This window comes from Methylobacterium radiodurans (assembly GCF_003173735.1).
Taxonomy (GTDB): Bacteria; Pseudomonadota; Alphaproteobacteria; order Rhizobiales; family Beijerinckiaceae; genus Methylobacterium; species Methylobacterium radiodurans.
On sequence record NZ_CP029551.1, the window covers coordinates 3,593,734 to 3,609,247 of the forward strand.

A 15,514-nucleotide genomic window follows, 5' to 3' on the forward strand; every position below is an offset into this window, starting at 1 on the left:
TAGCGTCGCGGCCATCGGGACTCTCGAGGAGCCGTTCGATGATCCGCCGCCGCACTCTCCTGGCCGGTCTCGGGGCCGGCCTCGCCCTCGCCCCCCTGCCGGGTGGCCGCCTGTCGGGCGCCCGCGCGCAGGGCGCGCCCACGACGATCCGGATGGGATCGCTCAAGCTGATCCACTCGATCGCACCGAGCTTCTACGAGCGCTTCACCCCCGAGGGCGTGCGCGTGGAGGTCGTGCCCTTCGAGAGCCCCACCGAGTGCAAGAACGCCGTCGTCACCAAGTCGGTGGATTTCGGCACCTTCGGCATCGCCGCCGCGACGCTGGGCGCGGCCGCGGGCGAGCCGATCACGGTGATCGCCTCGACCTGCAACCGCGGCATGGCGGTGATCGCCCGGAAGGATTCCGACATCCGCGCGATCCGGGACCTGCGCGGCAAGCGCGTCGCGATCTGGCCGGGCAGCACCCAGGAGGTCTTCGTCCTGGAGCGGATGCGCATGGAGGGCCTCTCGGTGAAGGACATCACGCCCGTGCGGGTCTCCTTCTCGGAGATGCACATCGCGCTGGCCCGCGGCGACGTCGACGCCTATGTGGGCGCCGAGCCGGGCCCGGGCGTCAGCCTCGCCTCGGGCGTGGGGCAGCTCGTCGAGTATCCCTACGGCACCGAGATGGGCGCCCTGAACATGGTGTTCGGGGCCCACCGCGACACGCTGTCCGAGCGGCCGGACCTCGTGCGGACCATGCTGGAGATCCACCGCAAGGCCACGGATTTCGCGGCCGGCGACCGCGAGGCGATGATCGCCATGGCGGTGGCCAAGCTCGGCCAGAAGCGCGAGGCGCTGGAACGCTCCGCCCCGAACGTCGAGCTGACCTGGCGCCTCGGGCCGGACGAGGTCCGGCAGGCCGGGGCCTACGCGCGGCAGATGCTGGCGCTCAAGCAGATCAAGCGCCTGCCCGAGCCGGGCTTCATCGACACCCGCTTCGTCGACGCGATGGGGCGGGCGTGAGCACCGGAACCGAGGCCGGCGCGCTTCCGGCCGCGATGCCGGTGCCGGCCTCCGCGGCGGAACGGGCCCGGGCCGGGCTCGCCCGCCTGCGCGCTCCGGCGCTGGCCTGCCTCGTGCCGGCCGCGCTCGTCGCGGTCTGGCAGGTCACCACCGCGGGCCGGCCCTACAGCCTGATCCCGCCGCCCGCCGAGGTCTGGGCGCAGCTGCGCGACCTCGCGGTGGGCGGCGTCAACGACGACGCCTTCAGCGGGACCCTGTGGACGCATCTGGCCGCCTCGCTGGAGCGCGTCTACGGCGGCTTCGCGCTGGCCGCGGCCGCCGCCCTGCCGCTCGGCCTGCTGATCGGCCGCGTCCCGCTGATCCGGGCGCTGCTCGATCCCGTCCTGCAGGTCCTGCGCCCCGTCCCGGTCACCGCCTGGCTGCCGCTGGCCATGATCCTGTTCGGCCTGGGGCCGCGCTCGGCCTTCTTCCTGGTGTTCCTCGGGGCGTTCTACCCGATCCTGGTCAACACCGTGTTCGGGGTGCGCTCGGTGGAGCCGCGCCTGTTCGAAGCCGCCGCGATGCTGGGCTGCACCGGGCCGGCGCAGTTCGTCCGGGTCGTGCTGCCGGCCGCCCTGCCGTCGATCTTCACCGGCCTGCGGCTGGGGCTGGGCTTCGCCTGGGTGGTGATCGTGGTCGGCGAGATGACCGGCGTCCAGACCGGGCTCGGCGCCATCATCATGGAGGCGCGCCAGCTCTCGCGCACCGAGATCGTGATCTGCGGCATGGCGGTGATCGGGGTCGCGGGCTTCGTCTCCGACTGGCTGGTCATGCAGCTCGGCCGCCGGCTGCTCGCCTGGAGCCCGAACCATGGCTGATCCCACGATCCCGATCCTCGACATGCGCGCGGTCTCGAAGACCTACGCGGCGGGCGGGCGCAGGACCGAGGCCCTGCGCGAGGCGAACCTCACGGTCGCGCGCGGGGAATTCGTCTGCCTGCTCGGCGCCTCGGGCTGCGGGAAGTCGACGCTGCTGCGCGTGGCCGCCGGCTTCGAGACGCCGAGTTCCGGCCAGGCGCTGATGTGGGGCACGCCCATCGCCGGCCCCGGGCCGAGCCGGGGCATGGTGTTCCAGGATTACGGCCTGTTCCCGTGGCTGAGCGTGCGCGACAATATCGGCTTCGGGCCGCGGGCGCGCGGGCGGCCCGCCGCGGAGGTGCGCGACGTCGCCGAGCGCTACATCGCGCTCGTCGGCCTCCAGGCCTTCGCCGAGGCCTATCCGCACCAGCTCTCGGGCGGGATGAAGCAGCGGGTCGCCATCGCCCGGGTGCTCGCCAACGAGGCCGAGGTGGTGCTGATGGACGAGCCCTTCGGGGCGCTGGACGCCATGACACGGGAGCGCCTGCAGGACGAGTTGCTCGACCTCTGGTCCCGCACCGGGCTGACGATCCTCTTCGTCACCCACGCGATCGAGGAGGCGATCTTCCTGGCCGACCGCATCGTGATGATGTCGCCCGGTCCCGGCCGGATCGAGGCGGTGCACGACATCGACCTGCCGCGGCGGCGCGACGTGTCGAGCCCGGCCTTCAACGATCTGCGCCGCATGCTGGCCGCGCAGCTCCACAGCCACCACGCCCCGCGCGCGGCCGCGTGACCGGCACCGCGCCGGGCGGCCCGCGGCCGCCCGGGAACCGCCGCGTCGCCTGACGCCCGCCCCGGCCCGAGACGAGGAGCCGCCGTGCCCCCCTTCCCGACGATCCCGCTCCTGCACGCCGCCTACGCGGCGGGCCTCGACCCGCGCGCGGTCGTAGCCGAGGCCTATCGGCGGCTCGCCGCGGTCGACGATCCCGGCATCTTCCTCGCGCTGGTACCCGAGGCCGAGGCGCGGGCCGCCGCGGCGGCGCTCCCGCCCTTCGATCCCGCCGCGATGCCGCTCTGGGGCGTGCCCTTCGCGGTGAAGGACAACATCGACGTGGCCGGCCTGCCGACCACCGCCGCCTGCCCGGACTTCGCCTACAGCCCCGCCGAGACCGCGCCCGCGGTGGTCCGCCTCCTCGCGGCCGGGGCGATCCTCGTCGGCAAGACCAATCTCGACCAGTTCGCCACCGGGCTCGTCGGCCTGCGCACGCCCTATCCGGCCCCGCGCAACGCCGTCGATCCGGCCTACGTGCCGGGGGGCTCCAGCAGCGGCTCGGCCGTCGCGGTCGCGCACGGGATCGTCGCCTTCGCGCTTGGGACCGACACCGCGGGCTCGGGGCGGGTGCCGGCGGCGCTCAACAACGTCGTCGGGCTCAAGCCCTCCCTCGGGGCGGTCTCCAGCCGCGGCATGCTGCCGGCCTGCCGCACCCTCGACACGCTCTCGGTCTTCGCCGGCACCGTCGCCGACGCCGACGCGGCCTTCCGCGTCATGCTGGGCTACGACGGTGCCGATCCGTGGTCGCGGGCGCTGCCGGTGCCGCCCGCGCCCGCCGGGCTGCCCCCGGGCCTGCGCCTGGGCCTGCCGGACGCGGCGGGCCTGCGCTTCGGCGGCGACCCGCTCTCGGAGGCGGCCTTCGCGGCGACGCGGGCCGATCTCGAAGCCATCGCCGGCCCGGCCGTGCCGGTCGACATGGGCCCGATGTTCCGCGTCGCGGGCCTGCTCTACGACGGGCCGTGGGTCGCCGAGCGCTACGCGGCGATCCGTCCGGTGATGGAGACGCGCCCGGAGATCCTGCACCCGACGACGCGGGCGGTGATCGGCACCGCCGGGCGCCACAGCGCGGCCGACGCCTTCGCGGGCCTCTACGGCCTGACGGAGCTGCGCCGGGCCGCCGACGCTGTCTGGGACCGCATCGACGTTCTGGCGGTTCCGACCTACCCGCGCCCGCAGACCTGCGCGGCCGTGGCGGCCGACCCGATCGGGCCGAACAGCGAGCTCGGGACCTACACCAACTTCGTCAACCTGCTCGACTGGTGCGCCCTCGCGGTTCCGGGGCGGCCCCGCGCCGACGGCTTCCCCGCCGGGATCACGCTGCTCGCGCCGCGCGGTCGCGACGGCCTGCTCGCCGCCCTGGGCGCGCGCCTGCACGCGGCGGCGGGCCCGCGGATCGGCGCCGGGACGGTGACGGTGCCGGTGCCGGAAACGGGCCCGGCCCGGGCCGGGCCCGGCGAGATCGAGCTGGCGGTCGTCGGCGCGCATCTGTCGGGGCTGCCCCTGAACCCCGCGCTGACGGCGTGCGGCGCCCGGTATCTGCGCAGCGCGACGACCGCGGCGGAGTATCGCCTCTACGCACTTCCAGGCGGTCCGCCGCAGCGCCCGGGCCTCCTGCGCGTGGCTGCGGGCGAGGGGGGCTGCATCGACACCGAGGTGTGGGCGCTGCCGCCGGCCGCCTTCGGCGCCTTCGTGGCCGAGATCCCGGCCCCGCTCGGCATCGGCACCCTGCGGCTCGCCGACGGGACGGCACCGAAGGGCTTCCTGGTCGAGGCGGCCGGCCTCGCGGGTGCCCTCGACATCACGCAGTCCGGCGGCTGGCGCAGCTATCTCGCCGGCCGCGGAGCGGCCTAGGGCAGGTCCCGATCGCGCTGCGATCGGGACCCGTGCCGGGATCGCGTCGTCACGGCCTCAGCGGCACGCCCTTCGTGGTGAAGCGCGGCCCGCCGCCCGGGCGCCGCGCGGGCCGCGGCCGGCCACCGGGCTTGCCGGCACCCGGGCCCGTCCCCGGCGGCTGCGAGAACGGCACGAGCTGGTCCGGCCGCGGCCCGATGAGATCGGCGCGGCCCATGTCCCGCAGCGCCTCGCGCAGCAGCGGCCAGTTCTCGGGGTCGTGGTAGCGCAGGAAGGCCTTGTGCAGCCGCCGCTGCCGCAGCCCCTTGATCGCCTCGACCGGCTCGGCTCCGCCCCGCCGCACGCCTTTCAGCGTGTTGACCTCGGTGTGGTACATGGCCGTGGCGGTGGCCATGGGCGAGGGCAGGAAGGTCTGGACCTGATCGGCCCGGTAGTTGTTCTTCTTCAGCCAGAGCGCGAGGTGCATCATGTCCTCGTCGGTCGTGCCGGGATGGGCCGCGATGAAGTACGGGATCAGGTAGTACTTCTTGCCCGCCTCCTTGGCGGCGGCGTCGAACATCTCCTTGAACCGGTCGTAGGTGCCGATTCCCGGCTTCATCATCTTGTCGAGGGGCCCGCGCTCGGTGTGCTCGGGCGCGATCTTCAGGCGCCCGCCGACATGGTGGGTCACGAGCTCCTTGACGTATTCGGGGCTGCGGACCGCGAGGTCGTAGCGAACGCCCGAGGCCACCATCACCTTCTTGACGCCCTTCACCTCGCGGACCTTGCGGTAGAGCCGGATCAGGTCGTCGTGCGAGGTGTTGAGGTTCGGGCAGATGTCCGGGAAGACGCAGGAGGGCAGCCGGCAGGCCGCCTCGATCTTCGGGTCCTTGCAGGCCATCCGGTACATGTTGGCGGTCGGCCCGCCGACATCCGAGATCACCCCGGTGAAGCCCGGCGTCTTGTCGCGGATCCGCTCGATCTCGCGCAGGATCGAGCCCTCCGAGCGGTTCTGGATGACGCGGCCCTCGTGCTCGGTGATCGAGCAGAAGGTGCAGCCGCCGAAGCAGCCGCGCATGATCGTCACCGAGAACTTGATCATGTCCCAGGCGGGGATCTTCGCGTCGCCGTAGGACGGATGGGGGGCGCGGGCGTAGGGCAGGTCGTAGACCGCGTCCATCTCGTCGCTGGTCAGCGGGATCGGCGGCGGATTCAGCCAGAGGTCGCGGTCGCCGTGGCGCTGGACGAGCGGGCGCGCGTTGCCGGGATTGGCCTCCCGGTGAAGCACGCGCGAGGCGCGGGCATAGGCCTCCTTGTCGTCCTTGACCACGTCGTAGGCGGGCAGCCGGATCACCGTGTCGCCGGGTTTCCGGGCGGCGGCCTCGTCGGTCGAATCGAGGTCGTCGGCGGGCAGCTCGGTGTAGTGCTCGGGCACGCGGCGGAACAGGGCGACGCCCCGGATGGAATCCAGTTCGTGCGGCGCCTCGCCGGCGGCCATGCGGTTGGCCACCTCGACCACGGCGCGCTCGGCATTGCCGTAGATGAGCAGATCCGCCTTGGCGTCCGCCAGGATCGAGCGGCGCACCTTGTCGGACCAGTAATCGTAGTGGGCGATGCGGCGCAGCGAGGCCTCGATGCCGCCGAGCACGACCGGCACGTCCTTGTAGGCCTCGCGGCAGCGCTGCGTGTAGACGATGGTGCAGCGGTCCGGCCGCTTTCCGCCCTCGCCGCCGGCCGTGTAGGCGTCGTCGTGGCGCAACCGGCGGTCCGCCGTGTAGCGGTTCACCATCGAATCGAGGTTGCCGCCGGTGACGCCAAAGAACAGTTTTGGCCGGCCGAGCGCCCGGAACGGCTCCGCCGACTGCCAGTCGGGCTGCGCGATGATGCCGACCCGGAACCCCTGCGCTTCGAGCAGCCGGCCGATGATGGCCATGCCGAAGCTCGGATGATCCACGTAGGCGTCGCCCGTCACCAGCACGATGTCGCAGGCGTCCCAGCCGAGCGCCGCCATCTCGGCGCGGCTCATCGGCAGGAACGGCGCCGCCTGCCCGGCAGACGGCTTGCGGGCGACGGGAGCCAGGGGTCGATCGGCGGAAGCTCGGAGTTCCATGGGTCCATGCATAATCTGCCCGGCCCGCGAGCTCAACGAACGGCAGGGCAGGGCGGGGTCGCGGCGGGGTCAAGGCGGCCCGGCCTCACGTCCACCTATCGTTCGAAGGTGGCGTGACGGAGACTATTTCCCAGCGCTGCGACAGGGGGCGGGGCGGCCCGTCCGGTCCAAGGGATGGGGATACCATCTGTCAGCCAATTTCGGGCATCGGTGGCCGCCTCCGATCGACCAACCCCGTATGGAAGAGCCGACGCCACGATGCGAACGATCGTTTATGCCGATGGAGGATGCGACCCCAATCCCGGGCCTGGGGGTTGGGGTGTCGTCGTTGCGGCCCCGGACGGCACGGTCGAGCTGTGCGGCGGAGAGCCTGGCTCCACGACCAACAACCGCATGGAACTCACGGCCGCGATCAAGGGGCTCGAGCATTTCCCGGCCGGTGCCGCGATCGAGATGCGATGCGACAGCCAGTACGTCGTCAAATCGGTGACCGAGTGGATGCGCGGCTGGAAGGCGAAGGGCTGGCGCACGACGACGGGGGACGTGAAGAACGTCGACCTCATGAAGCGCCTCGACGCATTGAACGCGGCACGCGACGTGAAATGGACCTGGGTCCGGGGCCATGCGGGCGACCGCCTCAACGAGCGCGCCGACGCTCTCGTGCACCGGGGCCGTCGCGAGGCGAAGCTTGGCAAGCTCGAGTCGCGGAACAGTTCTGCGCCCATACCCGCCCCTGACGCCGCACCCGCTCCGCCGGCCCAGGGCGCCGTCATGCGCGTCGATCTTGCGCTGGGGCTCCAAGTCAGCCGGGCCGCGAAGGCTGCGGGTGTCACGCCCGACGCCCTGATCGACGACGCGATCCGCTTCTACCTCGAGCTCGGGCCTGACGCGGTTGCGCGCCTGCGATCAGGCCGGGCCTAGCGGCCGAACCTCTCGCGGCGACGCCCGGCCGCCTGCCCGGTCCGGGCCTCGGTCCATGCGTTCGCAGGTCAGGCACCGAGAGGTTCGCCTCCGGGCAAGCAGCGGCCCACTGGCCAGGCTTGTCCGGAAGACTGCCCCGTAGGACTACTCCAAGTCGCGAGGGGCTGATCCGCCGTCGGCAAAATCGAGCTCAGGTCCCCGTGCGCCCTGGCCGCGCGTGCGGACCGAGTCCTTCTCGTTGCAGGGCTACGGTCCGCAGCGTTGGCGCGAGCCTGTTGACGGCGGCCTCCGCGGCAACGCCGATAAGAGTCCCCGCCAGCACGTCGCCGGGGAAATGCGCGCCCCGAACAACCTGCGCAACGATGACGCCGGCCGCGGCGCCATATGCGGGCCCCTTCATCTCCGGATAGGCGCGAGCGGTGGCACACGCGACGGCCGCACTCAGTGCAGAATGACCCGAGGGGAAGGACTGCCACGGCCCAACGCCCGTCCCTGGCCAGCCTCGCGCGTAGAACCCTTCATCCATGAGGACGTTCGGCCGGGTCCGGTGCACCGTCCGCTTCAGGCTCGTCTTCACGACGCTGGCTAAGATGCCAGCCTGCAGCATGTGCCGACCCGCCTCGGCAAGCCGGCGATCACGCGCGATCGCACCCCAAGCCAAGGTGCCGACAGAGAGGGCGAGCAGTGACTGCCAGCTTCCCACCTCGCTAGCCCGTGCGAGAGCGCGCACTGCAGGATGATCCTTTGCGCGAGCGAGCCTGAGCCCAGCCGCGACATCCGCAGCTTCGACGCGATTGCCGGGGTTGGCAGCGGTGGCGTGAGGCGGTCGGGTGGGAGAACGTGCAAGCATGGCCGTAAACGCACAGCCATCGGCAATCGTTCGAGGTCGCCCAACGTATGGCGTTGGCCGCAGCAGCGGGCCACGTCCGTCAGCAGGCGCCGATCCCGGCCGCCCTTGCCTGCGGACCGGCTTGCACGAAGCCTCGGGCGCAGTGTCACCCTCGGCGCATCCCTCGAGGTCCGTTTCACGCTATGGTTGTTGAGCATACCGGCCAGTACAACGAGCCGGAGGGGAGGAAAGACCATGCGGACCGGTCTGGCTATCGCCGGCGCGCTCGGATGCGTGCTTGGATATGCGCTCTGCGCCGTGCCCGCACAGGCGCGCATCACGGGCATCGACATCTCCGCCGTCGAGCCTTTCGCGGATGGCGCGGAGTTCGGGGCTGCCGGCGCCTACGAGCGCGTGATCGGGACAGCCCGCGGCGAACTCGATCCGGCCGACCCGGCGAATGCCGGCATCGCCGACATCGCCCTGGCGCCCCGCAACGCCCGCGGGATGGTCGAGTACAGGACCGACCTGTTCATCCTGCGGCCGAAGGATCCCGCCCGCGGCAGCGGCACGCTGCTGTTCGAGGTGCTGAACCGCGGCCGCAAGTTCCTGTTCAACTGGGTGCTCGACGCCCCCGCCCAGGCGGCGCAGGCCGTCAACGACCCGCGCAGCGCCGCGGATGCCGGGACCGGCCTCGTCCTGCGCCGCGGCGACACGGTCGTCTGGTCGGGCTGGGAGGCGGACGCGCTGCGCCAGCAGGGCGGCATGGCGATCGACGTGCCGGTGGCCTCCCGCAACGGCAAGCCGATCGTCGAGACCGTGCGGGACGAGCTCGTCAGCGCGACGCGCGGGCCGCCGGAGGCGCCGTTCTACCTCACCTTCAAGGCCGCCAGCCAGGACAAGGCCGCCGCGCAGCTGACCGTCCGGCGCCGGGAGGCGGATCCGCCCCGGCCGGTGCCGCCGGAGGCGTGGCACTACGCGACGCCGCGGCAGCTCGAATTGCTGCCGAAGGGCACCAAGCCGCTGCCCGGCTCGATCTACCAGTTCACCTACGAGGCCACCGAGCCGAAGGTGCTCGGCATCGGCTTCGCCGCGACGCGCGACGTCGTGGCCTATCTGCGCGGTGACGCGGCCGGCGGGTCGAACCCGGCCGGCGGCGCGATCCGGCATGCCGTGGCGCTCGGCATCTCGCAGAGCGGGCGCTACCTGCGCGACTTCATCTACCAGGGCTTCAACCGCGACGAGGCCGGCCGCCGGGTCTTCGACGGCGTGCTCTCGCACATCGCCGGCATCGGCGGCGTCTTCCTCAACGCCCGGTTCGGCCAACCCTCCCGGACGAACACGCAGCACGAGGACCACCTCTACCCGGAGAACGCCTTCCCGTTCTCGGCAGCCCGCCAGCACGACCCCGTCACGGGGCGAACGGGCGCGCTCCTGCGCGGCGACGGATTCGACCCGCTCCTGATCGAGGTGAACACCGGCACCGAGTACTGGCAGAAGGGCGCCTCGCTGCTGACGACCGATCCTGCCGGCCGCACCGACGTGCCGCTGCCCGACACGGCGCGGGCCTTCCTGGTCTCGAGCGGGTTCCACTACGGCCGGGCCGGCCTGACCGCCAACAAGGGGCCGTGCGCGAACACGCGCAGCACCCTGAACCCGGCCCCGGCCGTGCGGGCGCTTCTCGTCGCACTCGAGGAGTGGGTGAAGGACGGGAAGGCCCCGCCGGACAGCCGCGTCCCCCGTCTGTCCGACGGCACACTGGTGGAGGCGGCCGAGACCGGCTTCCCCTTCATGATCGGCGTGCCGGTGCCCACGGCGCCGAACACGATCGCGCGGTTCAGCACCTACGTCGATCCGCATCCGGAGGGTGGACCGCAGTACCGGCCGCTCGTGCCGCGGGTCGATGCCGACGGCAACGAAGCGGCGGGCATCCGCCTGCCGGCGGTCGCGGCCCCGCGCGCCACGTACACGGGCTGGAACCTGTACGCCGACCCGTTCCCGGCCGGCGCTCTGTGCGACCGCGAGGGCAGCCAGCTTCCGTTCGCGCCGACCCGGGCCGAGCGAGAGGCCGGCGGCGATCCGCGCCCGTCGCTCGAGGAGCGCTACACCAGCGCCGATGCCTACGTTGCAGCCGTCACGAAGTCGGTCGACGCACTCGTGGCCGATCGGCTCCTTCTCCGCGAGGACGGGGATCGGCTGATCGCATCGGCGCGCGACGAGGCTTCGCGCTAGCCATGCATGACCGATCTGCCCGCTGCAGACTTCGGCCGCGTCACGGACGGGGCGGCAGTGCGCGGGTCTGATCGTGGTGTGTGCAATCGCGATCGCGTCGGGTTGCCACGGCTGTGTCGATCACCGGCCGGGCGAGCGTCAAAGACGGCGACACCCCGGTCATCCGAGACGCCCGTATCCGCCAGCACGGCATCGACACTCCGGAAAACGCGCGGATCTGCCAGAACAAGGCAGGGCGGGACTATCGTTGCGGGCAGGTCGCGGCGCTGGCATTCGCCGATCACATCGGCGAGGCCACCGTCACCTGCGAACCGCGCGACACCGATCCGTTCGGGCGCACCGTCGCCGTTTGCCAGAAGGGGGCTGAGGATTCGAACGCCGGGATGGTGTCGCAGGCTCACGCCATCGCCTACCGGCGCTACAGCACAGATTACGTCTCGCAGAAGTAGGCTGCCCGCGCGGCCCGGCGCGGGGGATACGGGCCAGCATCGCTGGAGAGCCCTCCGCTGAGCCCCGAAGCGCAGCGAGGTGCCGCCCACGACATCCGACCCCGATCCAGCGCCCTCGCTCCCGGGTCATGCGCCTGGGCAATCCGCGACCATAACGAGACCGACCCAGATTGCTACCTCAGGGCGAACATCGATCACGCATTGATCGGTAAAATTGTTAACCGTGATGCTTCAGAACTTAATCCCGGTAGCTGCAAGAAATTTCGCAATACTGGCTGCCTCGTGAGGTCCCCCGTGTCCATCCAGGCCTTGTCCATCCGCACGAAGCTGGTTGCGGCGTTTTCCGTTCTGACCATTTTGGTTGTGGGTGTAGGCCTTCTCGGCACCGTTGGCACCCAGCGGATGCGCGACCGTGCACTCGATATCGAGACGAACTGGCTTCCCAGCTTGCGGGTTCTGGGCGAGATCGACACACTGACAGCTCGAACCTCTGGTTCTATGCTGAGGCACACGCAGGCGACGGACCCGGCCCTGCTCGCCAGCATCGAGAAGGACACGGAGCGCTTCGGCAAGAAGCTCGCAGAGAAGAAGGCGCTCTATGAGCCGATGATCGCCTCAGCGGAGGAGCAGGCGCTTTACGAGGCTTTCTCGCGAGAGTACCGCAGCTTCGAGGCTGTTCGTGACGCCGTCCTGGAATTGTCCCGCAAAGGTTTGAAGGCGCAAGCATTCGAACTTTACGAGACCAAAGGCATCATTCCTCGACGGGCTGCCTCTGCAGCGCTCGATAAGCTGATGACCCTCAACAATGAGGGTGCCGCAAAAGCTCAAGCCGACAGCAAGGCGGTGTTTGAGAGCACGCGAATCTCGGGCCTCCTCGCTATTGCCCTTGGGCTGGCCCTCTCCGTCCTCGGAGCCACCTTCATCATTCGGGGCGTGACCCGTGGCATCGCCTCCGTGGTGCAGCCGATGCAGGCCCTGGCAGGCGGCGATCTAACGGTCACGATCCCGCATCAAGGCAATCGTACGGAGATGGGTGTCATTGCCGATGCCGTTCAGGTCTTCAAAGAGGGTCTGATCCGAATGAAGGCTCTCGAGGAGGAGACCGCGCTCGCTCGTGCATCGGCCGAGGAGCAGCGTAAGGCCGGCATGCGCCAGATGGCCGACCGGTTCGAACAGGCTGTCGGCGGCATCGTCGGCATGGTCTCGTCGTCTGCGACCGAGTTGCAGGCTACGGCACAGCAGATGACGAGCACAGCAGGCCAGACCGCGGCTCAATCGAGCCACGTCGCGGCTGCGGCCGAGGAGGCTGCGCAGAACGTCAGCACCGTCGCGGCCGCCGCGGAGGAGCTGAGTTCGTCGGTGCAGGAGATCGGCCGTCAAGTCGACGGCTCGGCCAGCTTGGCTCAACTCGCGGTCAACGAGGCTGGCCAGACGGCGGCCTTGGTTCAGGAGCTGAGCGGATCAGTTGCCAAGATCGGCGACGTAGTCACGATGATCTCGACCATTGCCGGTCAGACCAACCTGTTGGCGCTCAACGCCACGATCGAGGCGGCGCGGGCTGGCGAGGCGGGCCGGGGCTTCGCCGTGGTCGCGAGCGAGGTGAAGGAGCTGGCCAACCAGACGGCGCGGGCCACGGATGAGATCTCAAACCAGATTGCCCGGATCCAGGGCTCTACCGGTCAGGCCGTGCAGGCGATCGGCAGCATCGCAGCGCGCATTCAAGAAATCAGCGGCGTCGCTACGTTGATCGCTGCTGCCGTCGAAGAGCAGGGGTCGGCCACGCAGGAGATCGTGCGCAACGTGGCCCACGCGGCGAGCGGCACCTCCGAGGTGACGAACAATATCGCGAGCGTGGCTGGTGCGGCTGAGGAGACGGGTGCCGCTGCGTCCCAAGTCCTGGGAGCTGCCTCCGAGCTGTCGCGTCAGTCCGAGCACCTCTCGGCCGAGGTCACCAACTTCCTGGCGACCGTGCGCGCCGCCTAGCCGCGGCGTCGCCTGCGGGCGTGCATGTCAGACGCGTTGCGACCCCGCCCACTCGAGGCGGAGGTCGTCGCATGCTGCCGTCGCGCTGGTCTCAAGCGCGCACCGCAGCCGGCAGTGCGCGGCGCAAAGCAACTCGATCCGGGTCCGCGCAGGAGCGCTCACTGTCGACTGACGTCGCCAGCGCGAGCATGATGGCGTTCCGACCAAAAGGCGAGGGGGTCGCTATGGAACGCAGGCGACGCACCGGCGCGAACAAAACGTCCAGTTCGTGATCTCCGGAAGTTTATCGGTGCTCGTCCGCGTTCGCGGAAGGACCAGCGACAGAGCAGCAGAGGCACGCTGGGCCGGCCGGCGCCGCAATCTGTGATGGGGCGGAAGCCGCACCGCTCACGTTCAACAGGAGGCCAAGCGAGAGCGGGGTGATCATGACAGCTGGCGACGCTCCGGACACGTTTGCGGTGCTTTTGGTTGAGGACGAGTCGCTCCAGATGATGGCGGCAGCAGGCGCCCTGCGGGATGCGGGTCTGCGGGTCGTCGAGGCACCAACGGTCGAGGCTGCCACCTCGGCGCTCGCAGCCGAACCGGAGTTGCGCGTTCTGGTCGCCGACATCGATCTCGGCGGGGAGCCGCTTACAGGGCTGATGCTGGCAAAGGCCGCAGCGGCGCGCTGGCCGGATATCGATGTGCTGATCGTATCTGGCGTGATGAATCCCGAAACCGAGGCCCTGCCGGCAGGTGCTCGCTTTCTGAAAAAGCCGTTTGAGCCCGAAGCGTTGGTCGATGCGGTCTGCGGCCTGGTCGAGGCGCGAGCTGCTGGCCGCCTCGCACCGGACGGATCCATGACCGATTGAAGATCGAGGTCGAGCAGACTGAACGATTTGACCCGATCGGGCGTTGGGGGTCCCCAGGTCTAAGGATCCAAGGATTGCGCGATGTGGAGCTGGCGGATCATGGATCGGGCCCCCCGTGACGGCCGCTGGATCATCGCCATCAACCGGCGCGAGCCTGACCGCCGAGCCGTCATTCGCTGGGATCCGGGGAGCTTCGGAGAGGGTGAGCCCTGGCGTGTCGCGTCTTGCGATCACGGATACGCATCGGATGCCTTCACGGATTGGATGCCGTTTCCGCCCTGGCCCAACCCAGGCGAAGACGGCGCGAGCCAGCGCGAAGCGTCAGCCACATCAGGCGTCGACAGCCGCTAGCGGGTTGGGGCCCGGCGGCTGCGAGCCGTTGATGGCCCTACGGGTTGCCTAGCAGCCGGCGCGGTGCCGTCGCGAGGGCCACCGCTCCCGCCAAGCCGAGAAGCGCGGCGCCAGCAACGCCTGCCACCAGGAGGTCGCGCTCGCGGCTCGTCCAGAATGCGTGCCGGGTCGTCCGCATCCGGCTCGAGAACCGCCCATCGACCGCAGCATCCCCAGGCGCCGGCTCGAACAGGTTGCCGGCTCGATCCGGCTTCTCCGCGTCCTCGAGCTGCGCATCCCACATCGAAGCCGCCTTCCGGTCGGCGAGCGCTGGCGCGACCGCCTGGGCGGCAGCCATCATGACGGAGGTCCGCCCGACCCACACCTCCCGCCGGGGGTGCTCAACCGCGTAGAGGATCGCCTCGGCACACAGCCGGGGATCGAACACCGGATCCGGCGCATACTGCCCGCGGCCGGTGCGCGTCCGGGACCAGCCGAACTGCGGGGTGTTCACGGCAGGCAGGTAGACGACGCTCAGCGAGACATCCACGCGATCGTGGATCAGCTCGCAGCGCAGCGCGTCGGTGAAGCCCGAGACGGCGAACTTGGCCCCGCAGTAGGCGGCCTGCAGCGGCGCCGCTCGGATGCCGAGGCCGGACGAGACCTGGATGATCGCACCGCGGTTGCGCGGCTTCATGTGCCGGAGGGCGGCGAGCGTGCCGTAGACCTGGCTCAGGTAGGTGGTCTCGGTGACCCGTCGGTACTCCTCCGGGCTGATCTGATCGGCCGGGCTCACAACGGTCGACATCGCGTTGTTGACCCAAGCCCGGATCAGACCGAACTCAGCCTCGATCCGTGCCGCCGCGGCATCTACGGCCGCCGCGTCCGCGACATCCGCTGAGATCGCCAGCACCGGCCGGCCATGCTCGGCCAGCAGCTTCTCAGCTTGGCGCAGGCGCCTCTCGTCCCGGGCGATCACCGCGACGCTCCACCCCCGGGCGGCAAACAGCTGCGCTGTCGCCAGCCCGATCCCAGCCGTCCCGCCGGTCACAACCGCGACCCGTGCCATGCTCACCCTCCTCGCTCACTCCGCGTGAACGGGCGTAACGAGGCCGGGTTGCGCAACAGGGCGAAGCGCCTCGATCGTCCCGGCAGTGCGCGTGGGTCTTGCGTTTCACCCAGCCCCATACCCGCCTCTGGCATTGATGGTGGCTGCATCGACGACTGTGCCTGTCAGGCCAGCAGGTGCTGGCCACCGGGCGGACGCGTTGGGTACGTTTCCGGGAGCATGCCTTGCGAGACGA

The 15,514-nt window shown here is 70.6% G+C and carries 12 protein-coding genes; 9 read left to right on the forward strand and 3 right to left on the reverse strand.

The genetic code is table 11. From position 1 onward, the window contains the following. Positions 1 to 38 precede the first annotated feature (38 nt). From DK427_RS16770 to atzF, 4 genes are all read left to right on the forward strand, one after another. Positions 39 to 1,004: an ABC transporter substrate-binding protein gene (locus tag DK427_RS16770; protein WP_109952259.1), complete on the forward strand. Its 966-nt coding sequence runs from the start codon at positions 39 to 41 to the stop codon at positions 1,002 to 1,004. After that, on the forward strand, positions 1,001 to 1,861 hold the full coding sequence (locus DK427_RS16775) for an ABC transporter permease (RefSeq protein ID WP_109952260.1): 861 nt from the start codon (positions 1,001 to 1,003) through the stop codon (positions 1,859 to 1,861). Before DK427_RS16770 ends, DK427_RS16775 begins: the two co-directional genes overlap by 4 nt. Continuing rightward, positions 1,854 to 2,636, forward strand: coding sequence for an ABC transporter ATP-binding protein (locus DK427_RS16780; RefSeq protein WP_109952261.1), 783 nt, complete (start codon positions 1,854 to 1,856; stop codon positions 2,634 to 2,636). Before DK427_RS16775 ends, DK427_RS16780 begins: the two co-directional genes overlap by 8 nt. An 84-nt stretch (positions 2,637 to 2,720) precedes the next feature. Next, on the forward strand, positions 2,721 to 4,526 hold the full coding sequence (gene atzF / locus DK427_RS16785; protein ID WP_109952262.1) for an allophanate hydrolase: 1,806 nt from the start codon (positions 2,721 to 2,723) through the stop codon (positions 4,524 to 4,526). A 49-nt stretch (positions 4,527 to 4,575) separates the two neighbouring features. Here the strand turns inward: atzF and DK427_RS16790 are convergent, their stop codons facing one another. Beyond that, entirely contained in the window at positions 4,576 to 6,615 is a 2,040-nt protein-coding gene (locus DK427_RS16790; protein ID WP_109952263.1) for a YgiQ family radical SAM protein, read from the reverse strand. Between the two features lie 258 nt (positions 6,616 to 6,873). Between DK427_RS16790 and DK427_RS16795 the strand changes: the two genes are divergently transcribed. Further along, the gene (locus tag DK427_RS16795; RefSeq protein ID WP_109952264.1) at positions 6,874 to 7,536 is read left to right on the forward strand and encodes a ribonuclease H family protein; all 663 of its coding nucleotides are present in this window, start codon (positions 6,874 to 6,876) and stop codon (positions 7,534 to 7,536) included. 190 nt (positions 7,537 to 7,726) lie between these two features. Here DK427_RS16795 and DK427_RS16800 read toward each other — a convergent pair whose 3' ends face one another. Beyond that, on the reverse strand, positions 7,727 to 8,386 hold the full coding sequence (locus DK427_RS16800) for a phosphatase PAP2 family protein (RefSeq protein WP_109952265.1): 660 nt from the start codon (positions 8,384 to 8,386) through the stop codon (positions 7,727 to 7,729). 234 nt (positions 8,387 to 8,620) lie between these two features. Here DK427_RS16800 and DK427_RS16805 point away from each other — a divergent pair, with 234 nt between their 5' ends. From DK427_RS16805 to DK427_RS16820, 4 genes are all read left to right on the forward strand, one after another. Further along, positions 8,621 to 10,597: an alpha/beta hydrolase domain-containing protein gene (locus DK427_RS16805; RefSeq protein WP_109952266.1), complete on the forward strand. Its 1,977-nt coding sequence runs from the start codon at positions 8,621 to 8,623 to the stop codon at positions 10,595 to 10,597. Positions 10,598 to 10,710: 113 nt separating this feature from the next. Next, the gene (locus DK427_RS16810; RefSeq protein ID WP_245930600.1) at positions 10,711 to 11,046 is read left to right on the forward strand and encodes a thermonuclease family protein; all 336 of its coding nucleotides are present in this window, start codon (positions 10,711 to 10,713) and stop codon (positions 11,044 to 11,046) included. Positions 11,047 to 11,340: 294 nt separating this feature from the next. Continuing rightward, complete coding sequence (locus DK427_RS16815) at positions 11,341 to 13,029, forward strand: methyl-accepting chemotaxis protein (RefSeq protein ID WP_109954224.1); 1,689 nt, start codon at positions 11,341 to 11,343, stop codon at positions 13,027 to 13,029. Positions 13,030 to 13,454: 425 nt separating this feature from the next. Next, positions 13,455 to 13,880 carry a response regulator gene (locus DK427_RS16820; protein ID WP_109954225.1) on the forward strand — a complete coding sequence of 142 codons (426 nt, stop codon included), beginning with the start codon at positions 13,455 to 13,457 and terminating at the stop codon, positions 13,878 to 13,880. A gap of 388 nt (positions 13,881 to 14,268) precedes the next feature. On the opposite strand, the gene DK427_RS16830 is transcribed toward DK427_RS16820, so the two are convergent. Then, positions 14,269 to 15,279, reverse strand: coding sequence for an SDR family oxidoreductase (locus DK427_RS16830; RefSeq protein ID WP_109952268.1), 1,011 nt, complete (start codon positions 15,277 to 15,279; stop codon positions 14,269 to 14,271). Positions 15,280 to 15,514 lie beyond the last annotated feature (235 nt).

Coding starts and splice junctions, on each gene's coding strand:
- DK427_RS16770 (WP_109952259.1), top strand. CDS start 39: ATGATCCGCCGCCGCACTCTCCTGGCCGGTCTCGGGGCCGGCCTCGCC.
- DK427_RS16780 (WP_109952261.1), top strand. CDS start 1,854: ATGGCTGATCCCACGATCCCGATCCTCGACATGCGCGCGGTCTCGAAG.
- DK427_RS16790 (WP_109952263.1), bottom strand. CDS start 6,615: ATGGAACTCCGAGCTTCCGCCGATCGACCCCTGGCTCCCGTCGCCCGC.
- DK427_RS16795 (WP_109952264.1), top strand. CDS start 6,874: ATGCGAACGATCGTTTATGCCGATGGAGGATGCGACCCCAATCCCGGG.
- DK427_RS16800 (WP_109952265.1), bottom strand. CDS start 8,386: ATGCTTGCACGTTCTCCCACCCGACCGCCTCACGCCACCGCTGCCAAC.
- DK427_RS16805 (WP_109952266.1), top strand. CDS start 8,621: ATGCGGACCGGTCTGGCTATCGCCGGCGCGCTCGGATGCGTGCTTGGA.
- DK427_RS16820 (WP_109954225.1), top strand. CDS start 13,455: ATGACAGCTGGCGACGCTCCGGACACGTTTGCGGTGCTTTTGGTTGAG.
- DK427_RS16830 (WP_109952268.1), bottom strand. CDS start 15,279: ATGGCACGGGTCGCGGTTGTGACCGGCGGGACGGCTGGGATCGGGCTG.